Genomic DNA, 19,580 nt, shown 5'->3' on the forward strand with positions numbered 1-19,580 from the left:
CCGCGGCGAGGCCGAGGGCGAACACAGAGCGCGGGGATGCCGCCCCCGTCGGCCGTCGCGCCGTAGGATGGGCGGTGCACCGACCAGTCAGGAGGAGGCCCCGATGAGCGCACCCGGATCCGCGGACGCGATCCTGGAGACCTCGCCGGACGCCGGGCCGCCGCGCGCGGAGGCGGGAGAATCGCCGGCCGAGTCGACGGCCCCGCGGCGCGCCGACCAGCTCACGGACCAGGAACGGCAGATCCTGGACCTGGAGCGCCAATGGTGGAAGTACGCCGGCGCGAAGGACCAGGCGATCAGCGACCGGCTGGGGATCTCGGCGGTGGCCTATCACCAGGTGCTGAACCGACTGATCGACGCGGAGGCCGCCCAGGCCCACGACCCGATGCTCGTCAAGCGGCTGCGCCGGCAGCGCGACGCGCGCCAGCGGGGCCGGGCCTCGCGACGATGAGTGGGTGGACGAAGAGCCCGGCGGCGTCGCGGACGCCGCCGACGGCCGCCGGATCGCACCGGCGAGGAACCAGTGACACTGATGACGCGCACGTGGTGAGGACGCGACGACGATGACCCAGCATCATCCGCAGGACCAGTTCGACGAGGTGCCGCCCTATGCGGACGGCCGGATCGGCAAACACCGGGCCGCAGCTCCGGGCGCGGAGCAGCGGCGCGGCGGCGCCGCGCTGCGCTGGGTGACGCTGCTGGCGGCCTTCGCGCTGCTGGTCGGAGCCTTCAGCTACTTCGTGCTGCCCCGCCTGCCCGAGGGCTGGGTGCCCATCGCCGGCGACGACGCCGCCGAGCAGCAGGCCGAGCCCGCCGGCGAGGCCTCGGGCGCCGCAGACGGCGAGTCCTCGGGCGGCGAGTCCGGAGAGGGCTCCTCCGGCGGCGAGGGATCCGAGGAAGGGTCCGCCGAGGAGACGCCCACCGCCGCCGACACCGAGACTCCGGTGCAGATCATCGACGCCGGCCTCCCCGAGGGCGGGCTCGACGACGTCGAGGCCCAGCTGGCCGAGATGCAGTACAACGTCACCAGCACCGCCTCCTGGGAGGACTCCTGGGGCGAGGTCGAGACTCCGGTGATCTACTACCCGAGCGGGCAGCAGGAGCACGCCCAGGACCTGGCGGAGGCGTACGGCGTCGAGACCGTCGAGGAGAACACCAGCTGGAGTCACGTGGCGCTGGTGGTCGGCGACGAGCAGGCCGAGTGAGGAGCCGGGCCGCGGCCCGGCGAGAGCTTGCACTCTCCTGGGCAGAGTGCTAAATATTGAGCTGGCACTCACTGTATGAGACTGCCAGGCGACGCGTCGGCGTCGGGCCGACTGCCCGGCGTCGTCCTCGCCCGGCGGCCTCAGGCAGGAGTGGGATGAACCTGAACAGGTGAGGCCGAGAAGTGCGCCTCCGGTGACGCGGAGGCGCGGCCGTCCGTCGCGGGCATCTGGCGAGGTTCGACCCTTCTGACGCGAACACGTCCGAATCACACCATCCGCAGTCCAGGAAGGACACGTGCCGACATGGCTAAGACCATCGCATTCGACGAGGAGGCCCGCCGGGGCCTCGAGCGAGGCCTGAACAGCCTCGCCGACGCCGTCAAGGTCACCTTGGGCCCCCGCGGCCGCAACGTCGTGCTGGAGAAGGCGTGGGGCGCTCCCACGATCACCAACGACGGCGTCTCCATCGCCAAGGAGATCGAGCTCGAGGACGCCTACGAGAAGATCGGCGCCGAGCTCGTCAAGGAGGTCGCCAAGAAGACCGACGACGTTGCCGGCGACGGCACCACCACCGCCACGGTGCTGGCCCAGTCCCTGGTCAAGGAGGGGCTGCGCAACGTGGCCGCCGGCACTGACCCGATGGGGCTGAAGCGCGGCATCGACAAGGCCGTCGAGGCGGTCACCGAGGAGCTCTTCAAGTCCGCCAAGGAGGTCGAGACCAAGGAGCAGATCGCGGCCACCGCCTCGATCTCCGCGGCCGACCCGCAGATCGGCGAGCTGATCGCCGAGGCGCTGGACAAGGTCGGCAAGGAAGGCGTCATCACCGTCGAGGAGTCGAACACCTTCGGCCTGGAGCTGGAGCTCACCGAGGGCATGCGCTTCGACAAGGGCTACCTCTCGGGCTACTTCGTCACCGACTCCGAGCGCCAGGAGGCGGTCCTCGACGACCCGTACATCCTGATCGTGAACTCCAAGATCTCCAACGTGAAGGACCTCATCGGAGTCCTCGAGCAGGTCATGCAGTCGAACCGTCCGCTGCTGGTCATCGCCGAGGACGTCGAGGGCGAGGCCCTGGCCGCGCTGGTGGTCAACAAGCTCAAGGGCACCTTCAAGTCCGTGGCCGTCAAGGCTCCGGGCTTCGGCGACCGCCGCAAGGCCATGCTGGCCGACATCGCCGTGCTGACCGGCGGCCAGGTCATCGCCGAGGAGGTCGGCCTGAAGCTGGAGAGCGCCACGCTCGACCTGCTGGGCACCGCCCGCAAGGTGGTCGTCACCAAGGATGAGGCCACCATCGTCGAGGGCGCCGGCGACGCCGACGAGATCGCCGGCCGCGTCTCGCAGATCAAGGCGGAGATCGCCAACAGCGACTCCGACTACGACCGGGAGAAGCTGCAGGAGCGGCTGGCCAAGCTGGCCGGCGGCGTCGCCGTCATCAAGGCCGGCGCGGCCACCGAGGTCGAGCTCTCCGAGCGCAAGCACCGCATCGAGGACGCAGTGCGCAACGCCAAGGCCGCCGTCGACGAGGGCATCGTCGCCGGAGGCGGTGCGGCGCTGCTGCAGGCCGGCGCCCGGGCCTTCGAGAACCTCTCGCTGACCGGCGACGAGGCGACCGGGGCGAACATCGTCAAGCTCGCCGTCGAGGGCCCGCTGAAGCAGATCGCCATCAACGCCGGTCTGGAGCCGGGCGTCGTGGCGGAGAAGGTCAAGTCGCTGCCGGACGGCACCGGGCTGAACGCCGCCACCGGCGAGTACGAGGACCTGCTCGACGCCGGCGTCAACGACCCGGTGAAGGTGACCCGCTCGGCGCTGCAGAACGCCGCGTCGATCGCGTCGCTGTTCCTCACCACGGAGGCGGTCGTGGCCGACAAGCCGGAGAAGAACGCCGCGGGTGCCGGCGCCGAGGGCGGCATGGACCCGATGGGCGGCATGGGCGGCATGGGCGGCATGATGTGATCATCGGCGCCCGCCGCGCGGGCTGAGCCGGCCGCCGGCTGAGCCCGCACCGCACAGAGGCCCCGCAGGAGCGATCCTGCGGGGCCTCTGCTGTGTGGTCGGGGGCGCTTGGCGCGACGCGCGGTGCGACGGCCGTCAGGTCAGCTCAGCGAGCCGTCGTCCGCCTCGGAGTAGTCCGACTCGTGGTCGCTCTGGTCCTCGGGCTCGACCATCGGCAGTCGCAGCGTCATCGTCGCTCCGCCGCCCTCGGTCTCGCTGTGCCGGATCGTGCCGTCGTGCTGGGCGGCGATGGCCGCGACGATGGCCAGCCCCAGGCCGGTGCCGCCGGTGCCGCGGTCGCGGGAGGTGTCGACCCGGTAGAAGCGCTCGAAGATGCGTGCGGCGTCCTCGTCGGAGATGCCCTCGCCGTGGTCGCGGACCTGCAGCACCGAGTCGGTGCGCCCCCGGATCAGACTCTCGGTGCCCACGGCCAGCTCCAGCGGGGAGCCGTCCGGGGTGTAGCGCAGCGCATTGGTGATCAGGTTGGTCACGATCTGGCGGATCTTGCCCTCTTCGCCGAACACCGGCGCCGGACGCGGCGGTCCGCCGTCGAGGCCGACCACCCGGACCTCGCGGTCGGGACTGTTCACGCCGAGGTCGGTGGCGGCGTCGTGGGCGATGAGGTTCAGGTCCGCCGGGGTGGACTGCAGCGGACGCTGCTCGTCCAGACGGGCGAGGTGGAGCATGTCCTCGACCAGCTGCGACATCCGCTTGGCCTCGGACTCGATGCGTCCCATGGCCTCCTCGACCTTCTCCTCCTCGTCGAGCCCGCCGTGCCGGTAGAGCTCGGAGAAGCCGCTGATGGTCACCAGGGGAGTGCGCAGCTCGTGCGAGGCATCCTGGATGAAGCGGCGCATCTTCTCCTCGGAGTCGGACTTCGCCCGGAACGCCGCCTCGATATGCTCGAGCATCGCGTTCAGCGAGCGGGAGAGCCGGCCGATCTCGGTGTCCGGAGGCGCCGTGGTCCGCACGCGCTCGGAGAAGTCCCCGCCGGCGATGGCCGCGGCGGTCTTCTCCACCTGGATCAGCGGTCTGAAGGCGCGGGTCACCACGGCATAGGCGATCGTCGAGGCGCCGAGGGTGGCGAGCAGCCCGATGGTGGCCACCAGGAAGATGGCGCGCTCCACCGAGGTCTCGACAGTGTCGAGCTTCAGCGCGACCGCGATCGAGTTCTCGCCGGACTCCAGCCGGTAGAACTTCACGCGCCAGCCGCGCGAGTCGGGCTCGGTGCCGGGGACGTTGATCGACTCCCCGCCGAGCTCCAGGACCTCCTCGTCGGTCATCGTCGGCAGATCCGGCAGATCGCGCCCGGGCACCGCCGGATGCGTGGACGCTCCGGGGACCTGTTCGCCGTCGTTGGTCAGCAGCACCCCGTAGAACCGCAGGATGGAGAGCTCCTCGGCCCGCTCCTCGGCGCTGTCGGCGTTGGAGACCCGGGTGAGGTACATTGAGATGTTGTTGCGGTTGGCGTAGAGGTCCTCGTCCAGATTGCGCAGCAGCTCCTGCCGGAACAGCGAGGCCGAGACGAAGGTGGTCACCGCCAGGGTCAGCACCAGCAGCCCGGAGATGATGGCGACCAGCTGCGTGCGCAGGCTGGCGCGCCGCCAGGTCCGGGCGGCGGCGTGCCAGGGAGCGGCGATCATGCCGCCGCGGCCTCGACGGCGGCGGCGTGGGCCGGTCTCGGCATCAGGCCAGGCCCTGGGCCCGCTGGCGGCGCTCCCAGGTCTGGAGCACGTAGCCGACGCCGCGCTTGGTCTGGATCATCGGCGCGCCCTCGGCGCCCGAGTCGATCTTCCTCCGCAGGTAGGAGATGTAGGACTCGACGATCGAGGCGTCGCCGTTGAAGTTGTACTCCCAGACGTGGTCGAGGATCTGCTGCTTGGAGAGCACCCGGTTGGGGTTCATCATCAGGTAGCGCAGCAGCTTGAACTCCGTGGGGGAGAGGTCGATCATGTCGCCGGCGCGGCGGACCTCGTGCGCGTCGTCGTCGAGCTCGAGGTTGTCGATGGTCAGCACCGCGTCCTCGTCCTCGAAGGGGGCGGTGCGGCGCAGCACCGCGCGGATGCGGGCGACGACCTCGTCCAGCGAGAACGGCTTGGTCACGTAGTCGTCGCCGCCGACGGTCAGTCCGGTGATCTTGTCGTCGGTGTCGTCCCGGGCGGTCAGGAAGAGCACCGGGAAATGCTTGCCGACCGCGCGCAGCCGTCGGGTGACGGTGAACCCGTCCATGTCCGGCAGCATCACGTCGAGCACTGCGAGGTCCGGGTGGAACTGCTCCGCGGAGTCCAGGGCCTCGCGACCGGTGGACGCCGCCGCGACCTCGAACCCGGCGAAGCGCAGGGACGTGGCGAGGAGTTCACGGATGTTCGGCTCGTCGTCGACGACGAGCAGCTTGGCTTCAGGCGTCTTGTCACTCACGGGGCCCAGTGTCCCTCCGATTTCTGGACATTGTCTGTACGAGTACTGTATGTCCGGTATGGGCCGCGTGCCCACCCCCTGGTGCGTGCCGCGTCCCCTGTGATGACCCTGTGGAGCGTGGGGCGGGAGGGGAGGAGCGGGTCAGACGATGTCGTCGCCGTCGAGGATCGTGTAGCCGTAGCCCTGTTCGGAGAGGAAGCGCTGCCGCTTGGCCGCGTACTCCATGTCCACCGTGTCGCGGGCGACCAGCGTGTAGAAGTGGGCGCGCTTGTCCTCGTCGGCGGCGTCGGTGCGCAGCAGCCGGCCCAGCCGCTGGGCCTCCTCCTGCCGCGAGCCGAACGTCCCCGAGACCTGGATCGCCACTGAGGCCTGCGGCAGGTCCACCGAGAAGTTCGCGATCTTCGAGACCACCAGCACGTCCACCTCGCCCTCGCGGAACTGCTGGAAGGCCCGCTGCCGCCGGGCGGTCGACGTCGAGCCGGTCAGCACCGGCGCGTCCAGCCGCTCGCCGAGGGCCTGCAGCTGCTCGACGAACTGGCCGATCACCAGGATCTGCTCGCCCCGATGCCCGTGCCGTTTCACCAGCCGGGCGACGACGTCGTCCTTGGTCTCGGTCGCCGCGGCCAGCCGATGCTTCTCCCGGTCCGGAGCGGAGGCGTACTCCATCCGCACGGCCCGCGGCAGATCCACCCGGATCTCGGTGCAGTCGGCCGGGGCGATCCAGCCCTGGGCCTCCATCTGCTTCCACGGGGCGTCGTAGCGCTTCGGCCCGATCAGCGAGAATACCTCGCGCTCGCGGCCGTCCTCGCGGATGAGCGTGGCGGTCAGCCCGAGCCGGCGGCGGGCCTGCAGATCCGCGGTGCGGCGGAAGATCGGCGCCGGCAGCAGGTGGACCTCGTCGTAGATGATCAGCCCCCAGTCATGCTGGTCGAGCAGCTCCAGATGCGGGTGCAGCTCGCCGCGCTTGACCGCCAGCACCTGGTACGTCGCGATGGTCACCGGTCGGACTTCCTTGCGGTCGCCGGAGTACTCGCCGATGTCGTCCTCGGTCAGCGAGGTCCGGCGCAGCAGCTCGTCCTTCCACTGCCGGGCCGAGACCGTGGAGTTGACCAGGATCAGCGTGATGGTCGAGGACACCGCCATCACTCCGGCGCCGACCAGCGTCTTGCCCGCCCCGCAGGGCAGCACCACGACCCCGGAGCCCGCGGCCCAGAAGTTGTCCATCGCCTCCTGCTGGTAGCCGCGCAGGTTCCAGCCGTCCTGCTCCAGGGTGATCGGATGCGCGGTGCCGTCGACGTACCCGGCCTCGTCCTCGGCCGGCCAGCCCAGCCGCACCAGCGCCTGCTTCAGGTCCCCGCGGGCCTGGCCGTGGACGGCGACGGTGGTCTCGTCGATCCGCGGGCCGAGCAGCGGGGCCACCGCCGTCGCGGAGGAGACCTCCTCGACGTCGGCGGCGTCGGCGCCGCGCATCACGAGCCCGTGGACCGGATCCTGCTCCAGCCGCAGCCGGCCGTAGCGGCTCATCGTCTCGGCGACGTCGACCAGTAGCGCGTGCGGGACTGGGAAGCGCGAGTGGTTCAGCAGCGTGTCGATGACGAACTCGGCGTCGATCCCCGCCGCCCGGGCGTTCCACAGGCCCAGCGGAGTGATCCGGTAGGTATGCATGTGCTCGGGCGCGCGCTCGAGGTCGGCGAAGGCCGAGACCGCCCGGCGGGCGGCGTCGGCATCGGCGTGGTCGACCTCCAGCAGGATGGTCTTGTCCGACTGGACGATCAGCGCTCCGCTCATCGCGCCTCCTGACGGTGGTGGGTCTCCGGCGTGCTCGCGGCGTCGTCGAGGGTGGCGGCGGTGATCCGATGCACCAGCAGCACCGCCTCCTCGCCGCCGGCGGTGCGCAGTCGCACGCGCCCGGCGTTCAGCGCCGTGGGCACGCCGCGGGCGGGGTGCTCGCGGCCCTGGGTGTCGACTCGGTGCAGGCGGACCGGCTGGCCGGAGCGGACCGCCGCGCGCAGCAGGGCGACGACGTCGGAATCCTCGGTCACCGCCGCCGCGCCGGAGGCTCCGCGGCCGGCGCGCAGATCGGCGACGGCGCGGCGGACCGCGGCCGGGTCGGCGTCGGCGGCGAGGGTGCGCACCGGGGTGCGCTGCCACGGCGAGGCGATCAGGCTCCACGCCGCGGCCGACTCCTCGGCCGGACGGGCCTCGGCGGCACCCGCGGCGGTTCCGCTCGGCGCCGCGGGCGCGTCGTCGTCGACGGCGGCCACGCCGACGCCCTTCAGCGCCCGGGAGAGCTCGGCGGGGGAGGCGTCGCAGACCAGTACCTGCTCAGTCAGCGGGCGCAGGCCCAGCCGCCGCAGCTCCGGGTGGTCGAGCAGCGCCTGCCGGGCCTCGGGGTCGGACTCCAGCAGCCAGGCCGAGGCGCCGCCGATCCGCACACCGCGCCAGGTGCGGGCGGCGTCGTCGATCAGCGTGGCCAGCGACGACGGCGGCTCGGCCGTCGCATGGGCGGCGAGGAACGCGCGGATGCCGTCGGCCGTCCAACCGGCGGAGAGGCCGCGCTGCAGCGAGGCGGCGGTGAAGCGATACGTCGGAGCCCCTCCGCGGGTCTCCTTCTCCGCCAGCTGGTCCAGGCGCGCGGCGAGGTCCGGAGTCGGCGCGCCCAGCGGCACGGCGGTGAGGTCCGACTGCAGATGCACCTGCTCGACCAGCGGCGGCAGGCTCTCGGCCAGCCGGTCGGCCAGCGCGGCGGCGCCGCGGGCCAGCGACCCGGGATCGTCGGGCTCCTCCGCGGAGTCGGCGGCGAGGCCGTCGAGCAGCGTGCGGCCGAACGTGCTCAGCGTCCCGGCGGACAGCAGGCCCAGCCGCTCGGCCTCGCGGACCATCGGCGGCAGCACGCCGGACACCCGATCCGTCGGCACCGGCGCCTCCCACGCCAGCCGCTCGAGCAGCGGGCCGGTCAGCGCGTCCGCGGCGGGCTCGGCGTCGTCGGGCAGTCGCAGCGTGTAGAGCTGCGGCGGCTTCTCCGCGGCCTCGTCGGAGGCGGATGCGGAGGACGCCTCCTCGGTGAGCTGTCCGGCGGCTGCCAGCAGCCGCATCCGCAGCGTCGTCGCGTCGCCGCGCTGGCGCTCCGCCGTCAGCGTCGGAGCCGGGCGCGCGGTGGGATGCGGGCCGCGGACCAGCAGCGGGGAGCGCGGCGCGAGCAGCCAGGCCGAGACCAGCAGCTGGTGGCGGCGATGGCGCGGCGCCTGCAGCCAGCGGCGGGCCAGACGGGAGGCCGCCCAGCGGTCGGAGTCGACGTCGAGGTCGATCAGCCCCGCCGCGGCGGTGAGCTCCAGCAGCCAGCCGGTCTCGCCGACGTCGGCGTCGACGGGTTTGGCCGCCGCGCCGCGGGCGACGGTGAGCCGGCGCAGCTCGCGCATGCCGACGCCGCCGGTGCGCAGCGTCGCCGCCGGGGTCTCGGCGAGCACGCCGAGCAGATCCTCGACGGCGCTGAGCAGCTCGGTGACGGCGGCCAGGGCCCCGTTGCGCACCAGCGACGGCGGCACCGTCGCCGCCGCGGCGGCGGTCGGCGGATCGAGCGGAGTCTCGGGGACGCGCCGCGGCCGCGGCAGGTCGGCCAGCACGCCGAGCAGGTTCGCCGCGACAGTCGGCCGCGCGGAGTCGGCCGCGGTCGCGGCATCGGCGGAGCCGGCGTCGGTGTCGGCGTCCGTGGCACCGGCCTCGTCCTCGGCGCGGTCGAAGACCAGCCCGCGCGCTTGCAGCTCGGCGAGGATCCGCGCAGTGCGCGCGTCGGCGGGCAGCTCCGGGGCCGCGTCGCGCTCGACGGCCGCGGCGACTTCGCCGAGCACCGCCAGCTGCGCGGCGTCGAGATGCTGCAGGCAGCGGCGCAGGCTCATGTCCGACTGCACTCGCACCGCCAGGCCGGTGAAGTCGGCGGGAGCGGGACGGAGCAGATCGGGGCGGGAGGTCAGCAGCGCGGCCAGCTCGTCGTCGTCGCGACGGGCGAGCAGTCGGGCCAGCGGGGCCATGCCGAGCGGGTGCGCGGACATCCTCAGACGTGCCGGCGCCGGCGGGCGCGCCGGCTCCACGCGGACAGGGACACCATGTGCGCGACCATCAGCAGGAACCCGGCCGGGATGCCGACGAGGACGACGGCGTACAGCGCCGGGGCCGGCTCGCCGCCGGTGAAGTACACCCCGAGGATGACCACCAGGCAGACCGCCCCGACCACGGAGAGCGTCACGCCCAGGGCGAGCAGCAGGCGCAGGGTCAGGCGCAGCGGCGTCGGGGGAGCGCCGGTCGCGGAGGGCTGAGCGGAGGACATGGGGCGATTCTATCTCTCCGCCGCGCATCGGTATCCTGGAGAGCGGGCGACGCCCGTCATGATCACCATCCGACGGCGTGCTCGACGATGACCGCACGGGAACGACGACGAGGTGGAGGAACGTGCCGACCGGGAAAGTGAAGTGGTTCGACGCCGAGAAGGGCTTCGGATTCGTGACCTCCGACGACGGTCAGGAGGTGTTCCTGCATTCCTCGGCCCTGCCCGCCGGCGTCTCCAACGTGAAGACCGGCACCCGGATGGAGTACGGCGTCGCCGACGGTCGCCGGGGCAAGCAGGCGCTGAGCGTGCGGATCCTCGACGACGGTCCGTCCGTCGCCCGCGCCTCCCGGAAGCCCGCCGAGGAGATGGCCTCAGTCGTCCAGGACCTGGTCAACGTGCTCGAGGGCACCACCCGCACGCTCCGGAGCGGCTCGTACCCGCAGCCGGCCCAGTCCAAGAAGATCGCCGCACTGCTGCGCCGTGTGGCCGACGATTTCGAGGCATGACATGGCCCGCAGAGACGCTGTGCTGACCGCGGCGACCGACCTCGCCCGCGAGGCGCTCGCCGAGATCGCCCCCGCCGAGCAGATCGGCGACCATCTGACGGTGAAGGCCGAGGAGGACCGGCTGCACACCCATCGCTTCGCCGCGCACCGGACCGGCTACCGGGGATGGGAGTGGTACGTGACCGTCGCCCGCGCCCCGCGGAGCAAGAAGGTCACCGTCTGCGAACTCGGTCTGCTCCCCGGAGACGACGCGCTGCTGTCGCCGAAGTGGATCCCCTGGGCCGAGCGCATGGACGCCGAGGAGAAGGCGCAGGCCCGCGAACAGGAGGCCGAGATCGCCGCGGAGAAGGCGGCGGAGCAGGCGGAGGCGGGCCAGGGCGCGGCGCCGCAGGGCTGAGGGCATGTCAGTGCGCCGCGGGAGGATGGACGCGACGGCGGCGCCGGTCGGCGCCGCAGCCGTCCCCGCCGACTGACCGCCAGGAGGTCCCCGCCATGTCCGCCGAGCACCCCGCCGCTCCGCAGATCCCCGAGCCGACCGCCGTCGTCGGCCCCGCCTCGCGGCTGGCCGCCGAGATCGCCGTGCAGGCCCACTCCGGACAGGCGGACAAGGCCGGCGTCGACTACATCCAGCATCCCGCCCGCGTCGCCCGCCGGCTCGCGGCGGCGGGGGAGGACGACGCCGTCGTCGCCGCCGGCTGGCTCCACGACACGGTGGAGGACACCGGAGAGACGCCGGCGTCGCTGCGGGCCGCCGGCGTCGACGGGCGCACGGCGGCGATCGTCGAGCGGCTGACCCGCGGCGACGCCGACGGCTACGAGGACTATCTCCGCCGCGCCGCCGCCGATGCCGCCGCGCTCGCGGTCAAGCGTGCCGATCTGGCCGACAACGCCGATCCCGAGCGGCTGGCGGCGCTGGATCCCGAGCTCGCCGCCCGGCTGCGCGAGAAGTACCGGCGCGCCGCCGAGGTGCTCGACGAGGTCGCCCGTCACGGATGACGCCGCCCGATGATGCCTCCACACGGCGATGACTCGGCGGAATGTGCGGGAATGTCGTCGTATTCCCACACATTCCGCCGAGTCATCGCCAGGGGGGACGGGGCGCGTTCAGCCGCTCAGGAGGTCAGGCCCTCCAGAACCATGTCGATGCACCGCAGCAGCCGCGAGACGTCCTCGGGCTCGATGCCCACGAAGGTCGCGATGCGCAGCTGGTTGCGGCCCAGCTTGCGGTAGGGCTCGACGTCGACCACGCCGTGGGCGCGCAGGATCGTCGCGACCTCCGCGGCGTCGACCGACTCGTCGAAGTCCACCGTGACGATCACGTGCGACCGGTCCTCGGTCCGCTGCACGAACGGCGTCGCCAGCTCGTGGGCCTCGGCCCACGCGTACACCCGGGACGCCGAGTCGGCGGTCCGGGCCGCGGCGAACTCCATCCCGCCCGAGGCGTTGAGCCAGCGCACCTGCTCGTCGAGGGTGATCAGCGTCGCCAGCGCCGGGGTGTTGTAGGTCTGCTCCTTGCGCGAGTTGTCGATCGCGGTGGTCAGGCTCAGGAAGTCCGGGATCCAGCGGTCGGCCGCGAGCCGCTCGGCGCGCTCGATCGCCGCCGGGGACATCGCCGCCAGCCACAGCCCGCCGTCGGAGCCGAAGTTCTTCTGCGGGCCGAAGTAGTAGGCGTCGGTCGCCGCGACGTCGACGGCGAGCCCGCCGGCGGCCGAGGTGCCGTCGACCAGCACCAGCGCGCCGTCGTCGGCGCCGTCGACGCGGCGGACGTCGGCGGCCACGCCGGTGGAGGTCTCGTTGTGCGGCCAGGCGTAGACGTCGACGCCGGCGCTCGCCCGCGGCGTCGGACGGGTACCCGGCTCGGCCGTGAGCACCTCGGAGTCCTCCAGGAACGGCGCCCGGGAGGTGGCCGCGGCGAACTTCGCGCCGAACTCGCCGAAGGACAGGTGCTGGGCGCGGGTCTCGACCAGGCCGAAGGTCGCCGCGTCCCAGAAGGCGGTGGAGCCGCCGACGCCGAGGACGATCTCGTAGCCCGCGGGCAGGGCGAGGAACTCGGCGAGTCCGCTGCGGATCGAACCGACCAGATTCTTCACCGGGGCCTGGCGGTGGGAGGTGCCCAGCGGCCCGCGGGCGGCGGTCTGCAGCGCGGCGACCTGCTCGTCGCGGACTTTGGAGGGGCCGGCGCCGAAGCGGCCGTCGGCGGGCAGCAGTTCGCTGGGGATGGTCACGCGGGCTGCAGGCGCAGCTGACATGGGGTGCTCCTCGACTGTGGTCGGTCCGGCCGGAGGCGTCGGCGGGCCGGAACGCCGGCCCAGCCACTATGCTGTCAGTGGTGCAGGACGCCGTGCTTCACGGTATCAAGAGCCTTCGTGCCGCGAGCCTCCGGACGGGCCGCCGTCGCCGGGCGACATCGCCGTCGTCGTCGACGCCCGGGGCTGGGGCGGGACGCGGGACCCGGCTGAGGAAAGTGATCCCCTTTTGACAGATCTCATCGACACCACCGAGATGTACGTGCGCACGATCCTCGATCTCGAGGAGGAGGGCATCGTGCCGCTGCGCGCGCGCATCGCCGAACGCCTCGAGCACTCGGGGCCCACGGTGTCCCAGACAGTGGCGCGGCTGGAGCGCGACGGGCTGCTCTCGCTGACTGCGGAGCGACATCTCGAGCTGACCGCGGACGGTCGCGAGCTGGCCGTGCGGGTGATGCGCAAGCACCGGCTCGCCGAGCGGCTGCTCTCCGACGTCATCGGCCTGGACTGGCCGCACATCCACGAGGAGGCCTGCCGCTGGGAGCACGTGATGAGCGAGCGGGTGGAGCGCCGGCTGGTCGAGCTGCTCGAGGATCCGGTGGTCTCGCCCTACGGCAATCCCATCCCGGGGCTGGAGAAGCTCGGCGTCTCGCGCGCTCAGCAGGTCGCCGAGCAGCTGGTCACGCTGCGTCGGGTCGCGGAGGAGGGCGGCGACGTCGACGGCGGTGCGGCCGCGTCCGCCGGCGGGGCCGGTCGCGCGTGGCGGGTGCAGCGGCTGGCCGAGTCCATCCAGGTCGAGCCGGAGGTGCTCGAGCAGCTCCTCGAAGCCGGCATCCGCCCCGGCGTGCGGGTCACGCCCGGGGAGGTGTCCGAGGCCTACGTCTCACTGGTCGTCGCGACCGAAGGGACGGGCGAGGAGGTCGAGGTGGAGCTCCCGCTCGAGGTCGCCCAGCACATCTTCGTCGACCGCGGCTGAGAAGTCCGGCTTCTGGGGAGATCACGACATCATCACGACATCTGCGCCGGCGTGTCGTGCGGTCGGTCACGGGTCGCGACGTCGAAGGTGCCCCCGCAGAACATCCCGAATGCGCGCTGACCAGGATTGATGGCCTGGCTCACGCAATATTCCCTCGATATTCGGTGAACGTTGACTGAATCGATGCGACGCCCGCCGTGATCTGAGCGTGACATCGGAGGTGCTCTGTTATAGCGTCGTGTCCGGCACGCGGGGCGGTGACGTTCGTGGTCCCGCGAGCCTCCGACGATGTACACCCTGCCGTCGTCGGGATATGGACTTTGCAACTACCGCATGGCAGGGGGCGGGGATGCACGGTCGGGCGTGAGCCGACGGCACGGCCCTCGGCGCGCTCCCCGGATGCCCGTCATACACAGGAGAGGTACCAACCCCGTGACTGAGAACACGACGAACAGCTCGCGTCGCGAGCGTCGCCGTCAGGCGCAGCCCCTGCTGGCTCGCGCCGTCGCCAACAACGCCGGCTCCTTCGGCCGGGGCGTGGCCATCGCCGCCGCCGCCTCGGGCATGCTGGCCTCCAGCGCCGTCGCCGCGAACGCCGTTCCCCAGGACGACCAGGATGCCCCCGCTCAGCGCACCGAGAGCGGCGCCATCCCGGGCCAGGAGCTCACCGATTACCTGCCGGGCACCCGCGGCGCGATCGAGCAGCTGGCCGCCCAGAAGGGCGTGGGCGAGTCCCTGCTGTTCCAGCAGCTCGTCTCCGACCAGGACTTCGTCGCCGACAACGGCGAGCTCGACCACGGCGCCATCGCCGACCAGGTCGAGTCCCAGGATGCGGACGCCGAGGAGAACTCCGGCTCCGACCAGACCCTGGATGACTATCTGCCGGGCACCCGCGGCGTCGTCGAGGAGCTCGCCGAGCTGGAGGGCCAGTCCCCCGAGGCCGAGTTCGAGGCGCTGATCTCGAACGACGCCTACGTGGCGGACAACGGCGAGCTGGACCACCAGGCCCTGGTGTCCCGCGTCGCCGAGCTCAGCGGCCAGAACGAGTCCGCCGAGCAGGAGAGCGAGCAGGAGGCTCCGGCCGAGCAGGAGCAGGCCCCGGCGCAGCCGGAGCAGGCCCCGGCCGAGGAGAACTCCTCCCAGCAGTCCAGCGCCTCGCTGGACGCCTACCTGCCGGGCACCCGCGGTCTGGTCGAGGAGCTGGCCCAGCTCGAGGGCACCAGCGCCTCGGCGCTGTTCCAGGAGCTCGTCAACGACTCCTCCTACACCGACGGCGGGGTCCTGGACCACGCGGCCCTGCAGAGCCGTGTGGCCGAGCTGAGCGGCTCGAACGACGACGCCGGCCAGCAGCAGGCCGAGGTCCAGGCCGAGGTCCAGGCCGAGACTGACGTCGAGGCCGAGGTCAACAACGACAGTGCGGGCGTCTCCGCGATCGCTTCCGTGGGCGGCGACTCCTCCGGCGACGACACCGACTCGGCGCCGAGCCCCTCAACCGGTTCCGCCAGCGGTGCCGTCGGCGCGGCCTACGAAGGCCTCGGCACGCCCTACGTCTACGGCGGCAAGGGCCCGGGCGGCTGGGACTGCTCCGGATTCGTCGCCTGGGCCTACGCCCAGGCCGGCCACGACATTCCGTCGAGCACCGGCGCGATCCAGGCCTCGGGCGACCTGCGCTGGACCGACAACCCGCAGCCGGGCGACATCGTCGTCCAGAACGGCGGCGGTCACGTGGCGATCTACGTGGGCAACGGCCAGTTCATCGGCGCCCAGAACTCCAGCACGGGCACGCTGCAGTACAGCTACGACTCCCGTCCGGGCAACACCCACGTCGGCTACCTGACCCTGCGCTGAGCAGAGTCGGCTCCGCCGACGGACGTCGACCGGGATCGACGGCCACCACGATGACGCCGCAGGCGCCGTCCCAGAAGGGGCGGCGCCTGCGGCGTCTCTGCATCCGGCCGCGTCGTCGTCTTGAAGCCGCCTCCGAGCAGGCCCGGGCCGTGACCCACGTCATGGGATGTCGTTCTGTCCGCCGACCGTCTATATTGTGGGGAAGTGAGGCGCGGAACGGCGCCGTCGGCGCTGCTCCGTGCTCGATTCGACGAGGGACGGAGGGACCGCCATGCGCACCCTGGTGCTCAACGCCGGCTATGAGCCGCTGAGCGTGGTGTCCTCCCGACGCGCCGCCGTGCTGGTGATGCGCGGCAAGGCCAGTGTGCTGGCCGAGGACGGCGGGCCGATCGTCTCGCCGACGACGCTGTGGCCGCGCCCGGCCGTCATCCTGCTCCACCAGTACGTCCGCGTGGTGCGACGCCGGCCCGGATCACCCTCCCGGCGCGGCATCCTGCGGCGTGACCAGCAGAGCTGCGCCTACTGCAGCCGCTCGGCCGACACGGTCGACCACGTCATCCCGCGCTCCCGCGGCGGCGATTCCAGCTGGGAGAACCTCGTCGCCTGCTGCGGGCCCTGCAATCTGCGCAAGGGCGACCGCACCCTCGGCGAACTCGGCTGGTCGCTGCGCGTGACGCCGCGGGCTCCGCGCCACCACGCCTGGCTGCCCCAGGAGCTCGACACTCCGCATGAGCTCTGGATGCCCTTCCTCGAGCATGCCCGCTGAGCGCGGCCGCGCCGCCGCGGACGGCCCGCCGCGTGCGGCCGTGCTGCTGGCCGGCGGGACCGGATCCCGCCTCGGCGGGGCGGACAAGGCGCTGCTGCGGCGCGGCCGCTCCACGCTGCTGCAGGACTGGCTCGAGGCGCTCGTCGCACGTCAGGTCGCCGTCGTCGTGGTCGGTCCGCCGCATCTGCGCCCGCAGCTCGACGCCACGGGGCGCTCCCGCCCGGCCGCCGGTTCTGCCCCGGAGGTGCTGCTGACCCGCGAGGACCCGCCGCTCTCCGGGCCCGCCGCCGGCGTCGCGGCAGGGGTCCGGGCGCTGGCCGCCGCCGATCTGCTGCCCCACGAGGGGCATGTGCTGCTGCTCGCCGTCGACACCGTCGACCCGGGGGCGCTGCTCGATGCGCTGCACGGCGTCGCCCCGGGGCCCGGACGCGGGGCGATCCCCGTCGACGCCGCGGGCCGGGAGCAGCGGCTGGCCAGCATGGTCGACGCCGCCGCCCTGCGTCGCACGGTGGACGCCCTGGCCCCCGGGGAGGAGGTCGGATGGCCGCTGCGTCGTCTGCTGGAAGGTCTCGCCGTCGACCATCCCCGACTGCCCGCAGGCCTCGGCCGGGACGTGGACACCGTCGCCGATGCGGCCGCCCTGGGGATCGAGCTCCCCGAGGCGGAGGGCGACCCGCCGCTGTGAGAAGCTGAAGACCCGGAGCAGGAGCAGACAGGAGGCGCGCAGCAGATGATCGATGGACGGACCGAGGACGCCCCGGGCGCGCAGGCCGCGGGAGACGGCCAGGACCCCGCCCGCGCGGCGATCGAGGACTGGGTGCGCGACCTGGCCCACCACCTGGAGATCGACGATGTCGAGCTCGACGTCGACGCCGTGCTCCGCCTGGCCGGCCAGGCGGCGCACACTGTGGTGCGGCCGGCCGCCCCGGTGACCACCTACCTGATCGGCTATGTCTCGGGACTGGCCGAGGCCACCGGTCAGGCGGACCATCCCACGGCATCGCGGGCCGCCTCGCGAGTGGCCGCCGAGCTGCTCGCGCGCCGCCGCGACGCCCAGGATGCCGGCGATTCCGGCGATTCCGGCGGCTCCGCGGGCGCGCAGGACGCATGACCGACCAGCACGCCGCGACGACGCTCGCCGACGCCCGACGCCGGGCGGCCGCCGCGGCCGTCGCGCTGCGCGGCCCGGCCGTCCCGACGCCGCCGCGGAGCGCGGCGGGGCGCGTGCTCGCCGAGCCGGTCCTGGCCCGCACACAGATTCCGCATGCGGCGACCTCGGCCATGGACGGCTGGGCGGTCGCCGGTCCTGGCCCCTGGCGGCTGCGGCCGGCCGGGGCGGCGCCGAGCCCGGCTCATCCGCCCGGCAGCCCGGCGCCCGGCGAGGCGGTCGCCGTGGTCACCGGCTCGCCGATCCCCGCCGGCGTCGACTCGGTGCTGCGGGCCGAGCACGGGACGGTGCGCGCTGAGGACGGTGTGGACCGCCTGCACGCCGACCCGACCACCGGGGATCTGGCCGCCGGACGGCACATCCGCCCGGCCGGTGCGGAGGCCGCCGCCGGCGAGATGCTGCTCGCCGCCGGCAGCGTCGTGACCCCGGCCGCGGCCGCCGTCGCCGCCGTCGCCGGCCACGACCTGCTGTCCGTCCGCCCGGCGCCGCAGGTCACGCTGATCTGCACCGGCGAGGAGGTCATCACCGTCGGGCTGCCGGCTCCCGGCCAGGTCCGCGACGCCTTCGAGGTCTCGGTGCCCGCGGCCGTGGAGGCCATGGGCGGCCGCACTGCGGCGGTGCGGCGGGTCGGCGACGCCGTCGAGCCGCTGGTCGAGGAGCTGGCCGCCGCGGCGCATGGTGACGACGGGCCGGGGGAGGCGACGGATGCGGAGCGCGCGGCCCCGCGGCTGATCCTGACCACCGGCGGCACGGCCGGCTCCGCCGCCGACGCGCTGCACCCGGCCCTGGAGCAGCTCGGCGCCGAGCTGCTCGTCGACGGGATCGCCATGCGGCCCGGCCATCCGACCCTCCTCGCCCGGCTCGGCGACAGCCTCGTGGTCGGGATGCCTGGGAACCCGCTGGCCGGCTTCGCCGCGCTGCTGAGTCTGGGCGGGGTGGTGCTCGACGGCCTCGCCGGCCACGAGCGCCCCGAGGACCGCCGCCTGGGGAGCGGGCGTGCGGCCGAGGAGCTGCCCGGCGCCCGGCGCGGTACCCGACTGCTGCCGGTGATCCTCGACCGTGCCGGCGTCGTGCCCGCCGGACGCGACGGATCGGCGATGCTGCGCGGGCTCGCCGCCGCCGACGCGCTGGCCGAGGTCCCCGCGGGAGGCGTCGCCGCCGGGTCGCCTGCGAGACTGCATCTGCTGCCCTGGACCGCCGACCGAGGGGAGGTCGCATGGGACGCCTGACCCAGCGCCACCGCGTGACCCGACTCAGCCGCGACGGCGCGGTGCGCACCCGCGCCGACGTCGTCGCCGTCGAGGAGCCCATGGAGCTGCGCCTGGCCGGCGAGTCCTTCGTCGTCACCATGCGCACCCCCGGCCATGACTTCGAGCTCTGCGCCGGCTTCCTGGTCTCCGAGGGGATCATCGGCGCGGCCGAGGAGCTGCGCGGGCTGCGCTACTGCGTCGGCACCGACGAGGACGGGCTGCAGACCTACAACGTCATCGACGCCGCGCTGGCCCCGGGGCTGGAGCGTGTGCCGGTCGGCCGCCGACGCGAGGTGGTGACCACCTCGGCCTGCGGCATCTGCGGGACCACCTCCATCGATGCAGTGGAGAAGACGCTGCCCGAGCGGCCGGCCGCGGGCCCGGCGCTGCGCATCGGCGCGCAGACGCTGATGGATCTGCCGGACACGCTGCGCGCGGCGCAGCCCATCTTCGACCGCACCGGGGGAGTCCACGCCGCCGGAATCTTCACCGGCGACGGCGAGCTGCTCTGCCTGCGCGAGGACGTCGGCCGGCACAACGCCGTGGACAAGGTCGTCGGCTGGGCGCTGATGGACCACCGCCTGCCGCTGACCGGCACCGCCCTGCAGGTCTCCGGGCGGGCCTCCTTCGAGCTGGTGCAGAAGGCCGCGCTCGCCGGCATGGAGCTGCTCTCCGCCGTCGGGGCGCCGTCGTCGACGGCGGTGGACCTCGCCGAGCGCGCCGGTCTGACGCTGGTCGGCTTCTCGCGCGGCTCCGGGGCCAACGTCTATACCCATCCCGAGCGGATCATGGAGCTCGCGGAGGAACAGACCGACAGCGACTCGGAGGACGGGGCGGCGGAGGCCGCGGCGGAGGCCGTCGACGGCTGACCTGGATCCGGC

General features: G+C 73.2%; 19 protein-coding genes. 13 read left to right on the forward strand and 6 right to left on the reverse strand.

The features are described 5' to 3' along the window. Positions 1 to 103: 103 nt before the first annotated feature. From GCL72_RS00195 to groL, 3 genes are all read left to right on the forward strand, one after another. Positions 104 to 451, forward strand: a complete 348-nt coding sequence (locus GCL72_RS00195) for a DUF3263 domain-containing protein (RefSeq protein ID WP_153142697.1) — start codon at positions 104 to 106, stop codon at positions 449 to 451. Between the two features lie 112 nt (positions 452 to 563). Next, the gene (locus GCL72_RS00200; RefSeq protein WP_153142698.1) at positions 564 to 1,205 is read left to right on the forward strand and encodes a LytR C-terminal domain-containing protein; all 642 of its coding nucleotides are present in this window, start codon (positions 564 to 566) and stop codon (positions 1,203 to 1,205) included. A 303-nt stretch (positions 1,206 to 1,508) separates the two neighbouring features. Beyond that, positions 1,509 to 3,158: a chaperonin GroEL gene (gene groL / locus GCL72_RS00205; RefSeq protein WP_153142699.1), complete on the forward strand. Its 1,650-nt coding sequence runs from the start codon at positions 1,509 to 1,511 to the stop codon at positions 3,156 to 3,158. Positions 3,159 to 3,298: 140 nt separating this feature from the next. Here groL and GCL72_RS00210 read toward each other — a convergent pair whose 3' ends face one another. From GCL72_RS00210 to GCL72_RS00230, 5 genes are all read right to left on the reverse strand, one after another. Then, positions 3,299 to 4,840 carry a sensor histidine kinase gene (locus GCL72_RS00210; protein WP_153142700.1) on the reverse strand — a complete coding sequence of 514 codons (1,542 nt, stop codon included), beginning with the start codon at positions 4,838 to 4,840 and terminating at the stop codon, positions 3,299 to 3,301. A gap of 43 nt (positions 4,841 to 4,883) precedes the next feature. After that, positions 4,884 to 5,615 (reverse strand): response regulator transcription factor, encoded by a 732-nt coding sequence (locus GCL72_RS00215; protein ID WP_153142701.1) that lies wholly within the window; start codon positions 5,613 to 5,615, stop codon positions 4,884 to 4,886. A gap of 141 nt (positions 5,616 to 5,756) precedes the next feature. Then, positions 5,757 to 7,403: a DNA repair helicase XPB gene (locus tag GCL72_RS00220; protein ID WP_153142702.1), complete on the reverse strand. Its 1,647-nt coding sequence runs from the start codon at positions 7,401 to 7,403 to the stop codon at positions 5,757 to 5,759. Next, the gene (locus GCL72_RS00225; protein WP_153142703.1) at positions 7,400 to 9,664 is read right to left on the reverse strand and encodes a helicase-associated domain-containing protein; all 2,265 of its coding nucleotides are present in this window, start codon (positions 9,662 to 9,664) and stop codon (positions 7,400 to 7,402) included. The genes GCL72_RS00220 and GCL72_RS00225 overlap by 4 nt, the downstream gene beginning before the upstream one ends. 2 nt (positions 9,665 to 9,666) lie before the next feature. Further along, entirely contained in the window at positions 9,667 to 9,939 is a 273-nt protein-coding gene (locus GCL72_RS00230; protein WP_153142704.1) for a hypothetical protein, read from the reverse strand. Between the two features lie 122 nt (positions 9,940 to 10,061). On the opposite strand from GCL72_RS00230, the gene GCL72_RS00235 reads away from it, so the two are divergent. The 3 genes from GCL72_RS00235 (at position 10,062) to GCL72_RS00245 (ending at position 11,441) form a co-directional block, all read left to right on the forward strand. Beyond that, on the forward strand, positions 10,062 to 10,445 hold the full coding sequence (locus GCL72_RS00235) for a cold-shock protein (protein WP_153142705.1): 384 nt from the start codon (positions 10,062 to 10,064) through the stop codon (positions 10,443 to 10,445). 1 nt (position 10,446) lies between these two features. After that, positions 10,447 to 10,842: a DUF3027 domain-containing protein gene (locus GCL72_RS00240; protein ID WP_153142706.1), complete on the forward strand. Its 396-nt coding sequence runs from the start codon at positions 10,447 to 10,449 to the stop codon at positions 10,840 to 10,842. Between the two features lie 95 nt (positions 10,843 to 10,937). Then, positions 10,938 to 11,441: an HD domain-containing protein gene (locus GCL72_RS00245; RefSeq protein WP_153142707.1), complete on the forward strand. Its 504-nt coding sequence runs from the start codon at positions 10,938 to 10,940 to the stop codon at positions 11,439 to 11,441. Positions 11,442 to 11,557: 116 nt separating this feature from the next. Here GCL72_RS00245 and serC read toward each other — a convergent pair whose 3' ends face one another. Then, positions 11,558 to 12,694: a phosphoserine transaminase gene (gene serC / locus GCL72_RS00250; protein WP_153142708.1), complete on the reverse strand. Its 1,137-nt coding sequence runs from the start codon at positions 12,692 to 12,694 to the stop codon at positions 11,558 to 11,560. A 226-nt stretch (positions 12,695 to 12,920) separates the two neighbouring features. On the opposite strand from serC, the gene GCL72_RS00255 reads away from it, so the two are divergent. The 7 genes from GCL72_RS00255 to fdhD all read left to right on the forward strand — a co-directional run bounded on the left by GCL72_RS00255 (position 12,921) and on the right by fdhD (position 19,568). After that, positions 12,921 to 13,667 carry an iron-dependent transcriptional repressor DtxR gene (locus GCL72_RS00255; RefSeq protein WP_153142709.1) on the forward strand — a complete coding sequence of 249 codons (747 nt, stop codon included), beginning with the start codon at positions 12,921 to 12,923 and terminating at the stop codon, positions 13,665 to 13,667. 432 nt (positions 13,668 to 14,099) lie between these two features. After that, on the forward strand, positions 14,100 to 15,515 hold the full coding sequence (locus GCL72_RS09810; RefSeq protein ID WP_246160939.1) for a C40 family peptidase: 1,416 nt from the start codon (positions 14,100 to 14,102) through the stop codon (positions 15,513 to 15,515). Positions 15,516 to 15,786: 271 nt separating this feature from the next. Beyond that, entirely contained in the window at positions 15,787 to 16,281 is a 495-nt protein-coding gene (locus GCL72_RS00265; RefSeq protein WP_153142710.1) for an HNH endonuclease, read from the forward strand. Continuing rightward, entirely contained in the window at positions 16,271 to 16,966 is a 696-nt protein-coding gene (locus GCL72_RS00270; protein ID WP_170289508.1) for an NTP transferase domain-containing protein, read from the forward strand. The genes GCL72_RS00265 and GCL72_RS00270 overlap by 11 nt, the downstream gene beginning before the upstream one ends. Before the next feature lie 45 nt (positions 16,967 to 17,011). Then, positions 17,012 to 17,392: a DUF6457 domain-containing protein gene (locus GCL72_RS09730; protein ID WP_211364922.1), complete on the forward strand. Its 381-nt coding sequence runs from the start codon at positions 17,012 to 17,014 to the stop codon at positions 17,390 to 17,392. Then, the gene (locus GCL72_RS00280) at positions 17,389 to 18,678 is read left to right on the forward strand and encodes a molybdopterin molybdotransferase MoeA (RefSeq protein WP_153142712.1); all 1,290 of its coding nucleotides are present in this window, start codon (positions 17,389 to 17,391) and stop codon (positions 18,676 to 18,678) included. The genes GCL72_RS09730 and GCL72_RS00280 overlap by 4 nt, the downstream gene beginning before the upstream one ends. Further along, positions 18,666 to 19,568 carry a formate dehydrogenase accessory sulfurtransferase FdhD gene (fdhD, locus tag GCL72_RS00285; RefSeq protein WP_153142713.1) on the forward strand — a complete coding sequence of 301 codons (903 nt, stop codon included), beginning with the start codon at positions 18,666 to 18,668 and terminating at the stop codon, positions 19,566 to 19,568. The genes GCL72_RS00280 and fdhD overlap by 13 nt, the downstream gene beginning before the upstream one ends. The last annotated feature ends 12 nt before the right edge of the window (positions 19,569 to 19,580 follow it).

The sequence above is a fragment of the Nesterenkonia halophila genome (genome assembly GCF_009467795.1).
Lineage (GTDB): Bacteria > Actinomycetota > Actinomycetes > Actinomycetales > Micrococcaceae > Nesterenkonia > Nesterenkonia halobia.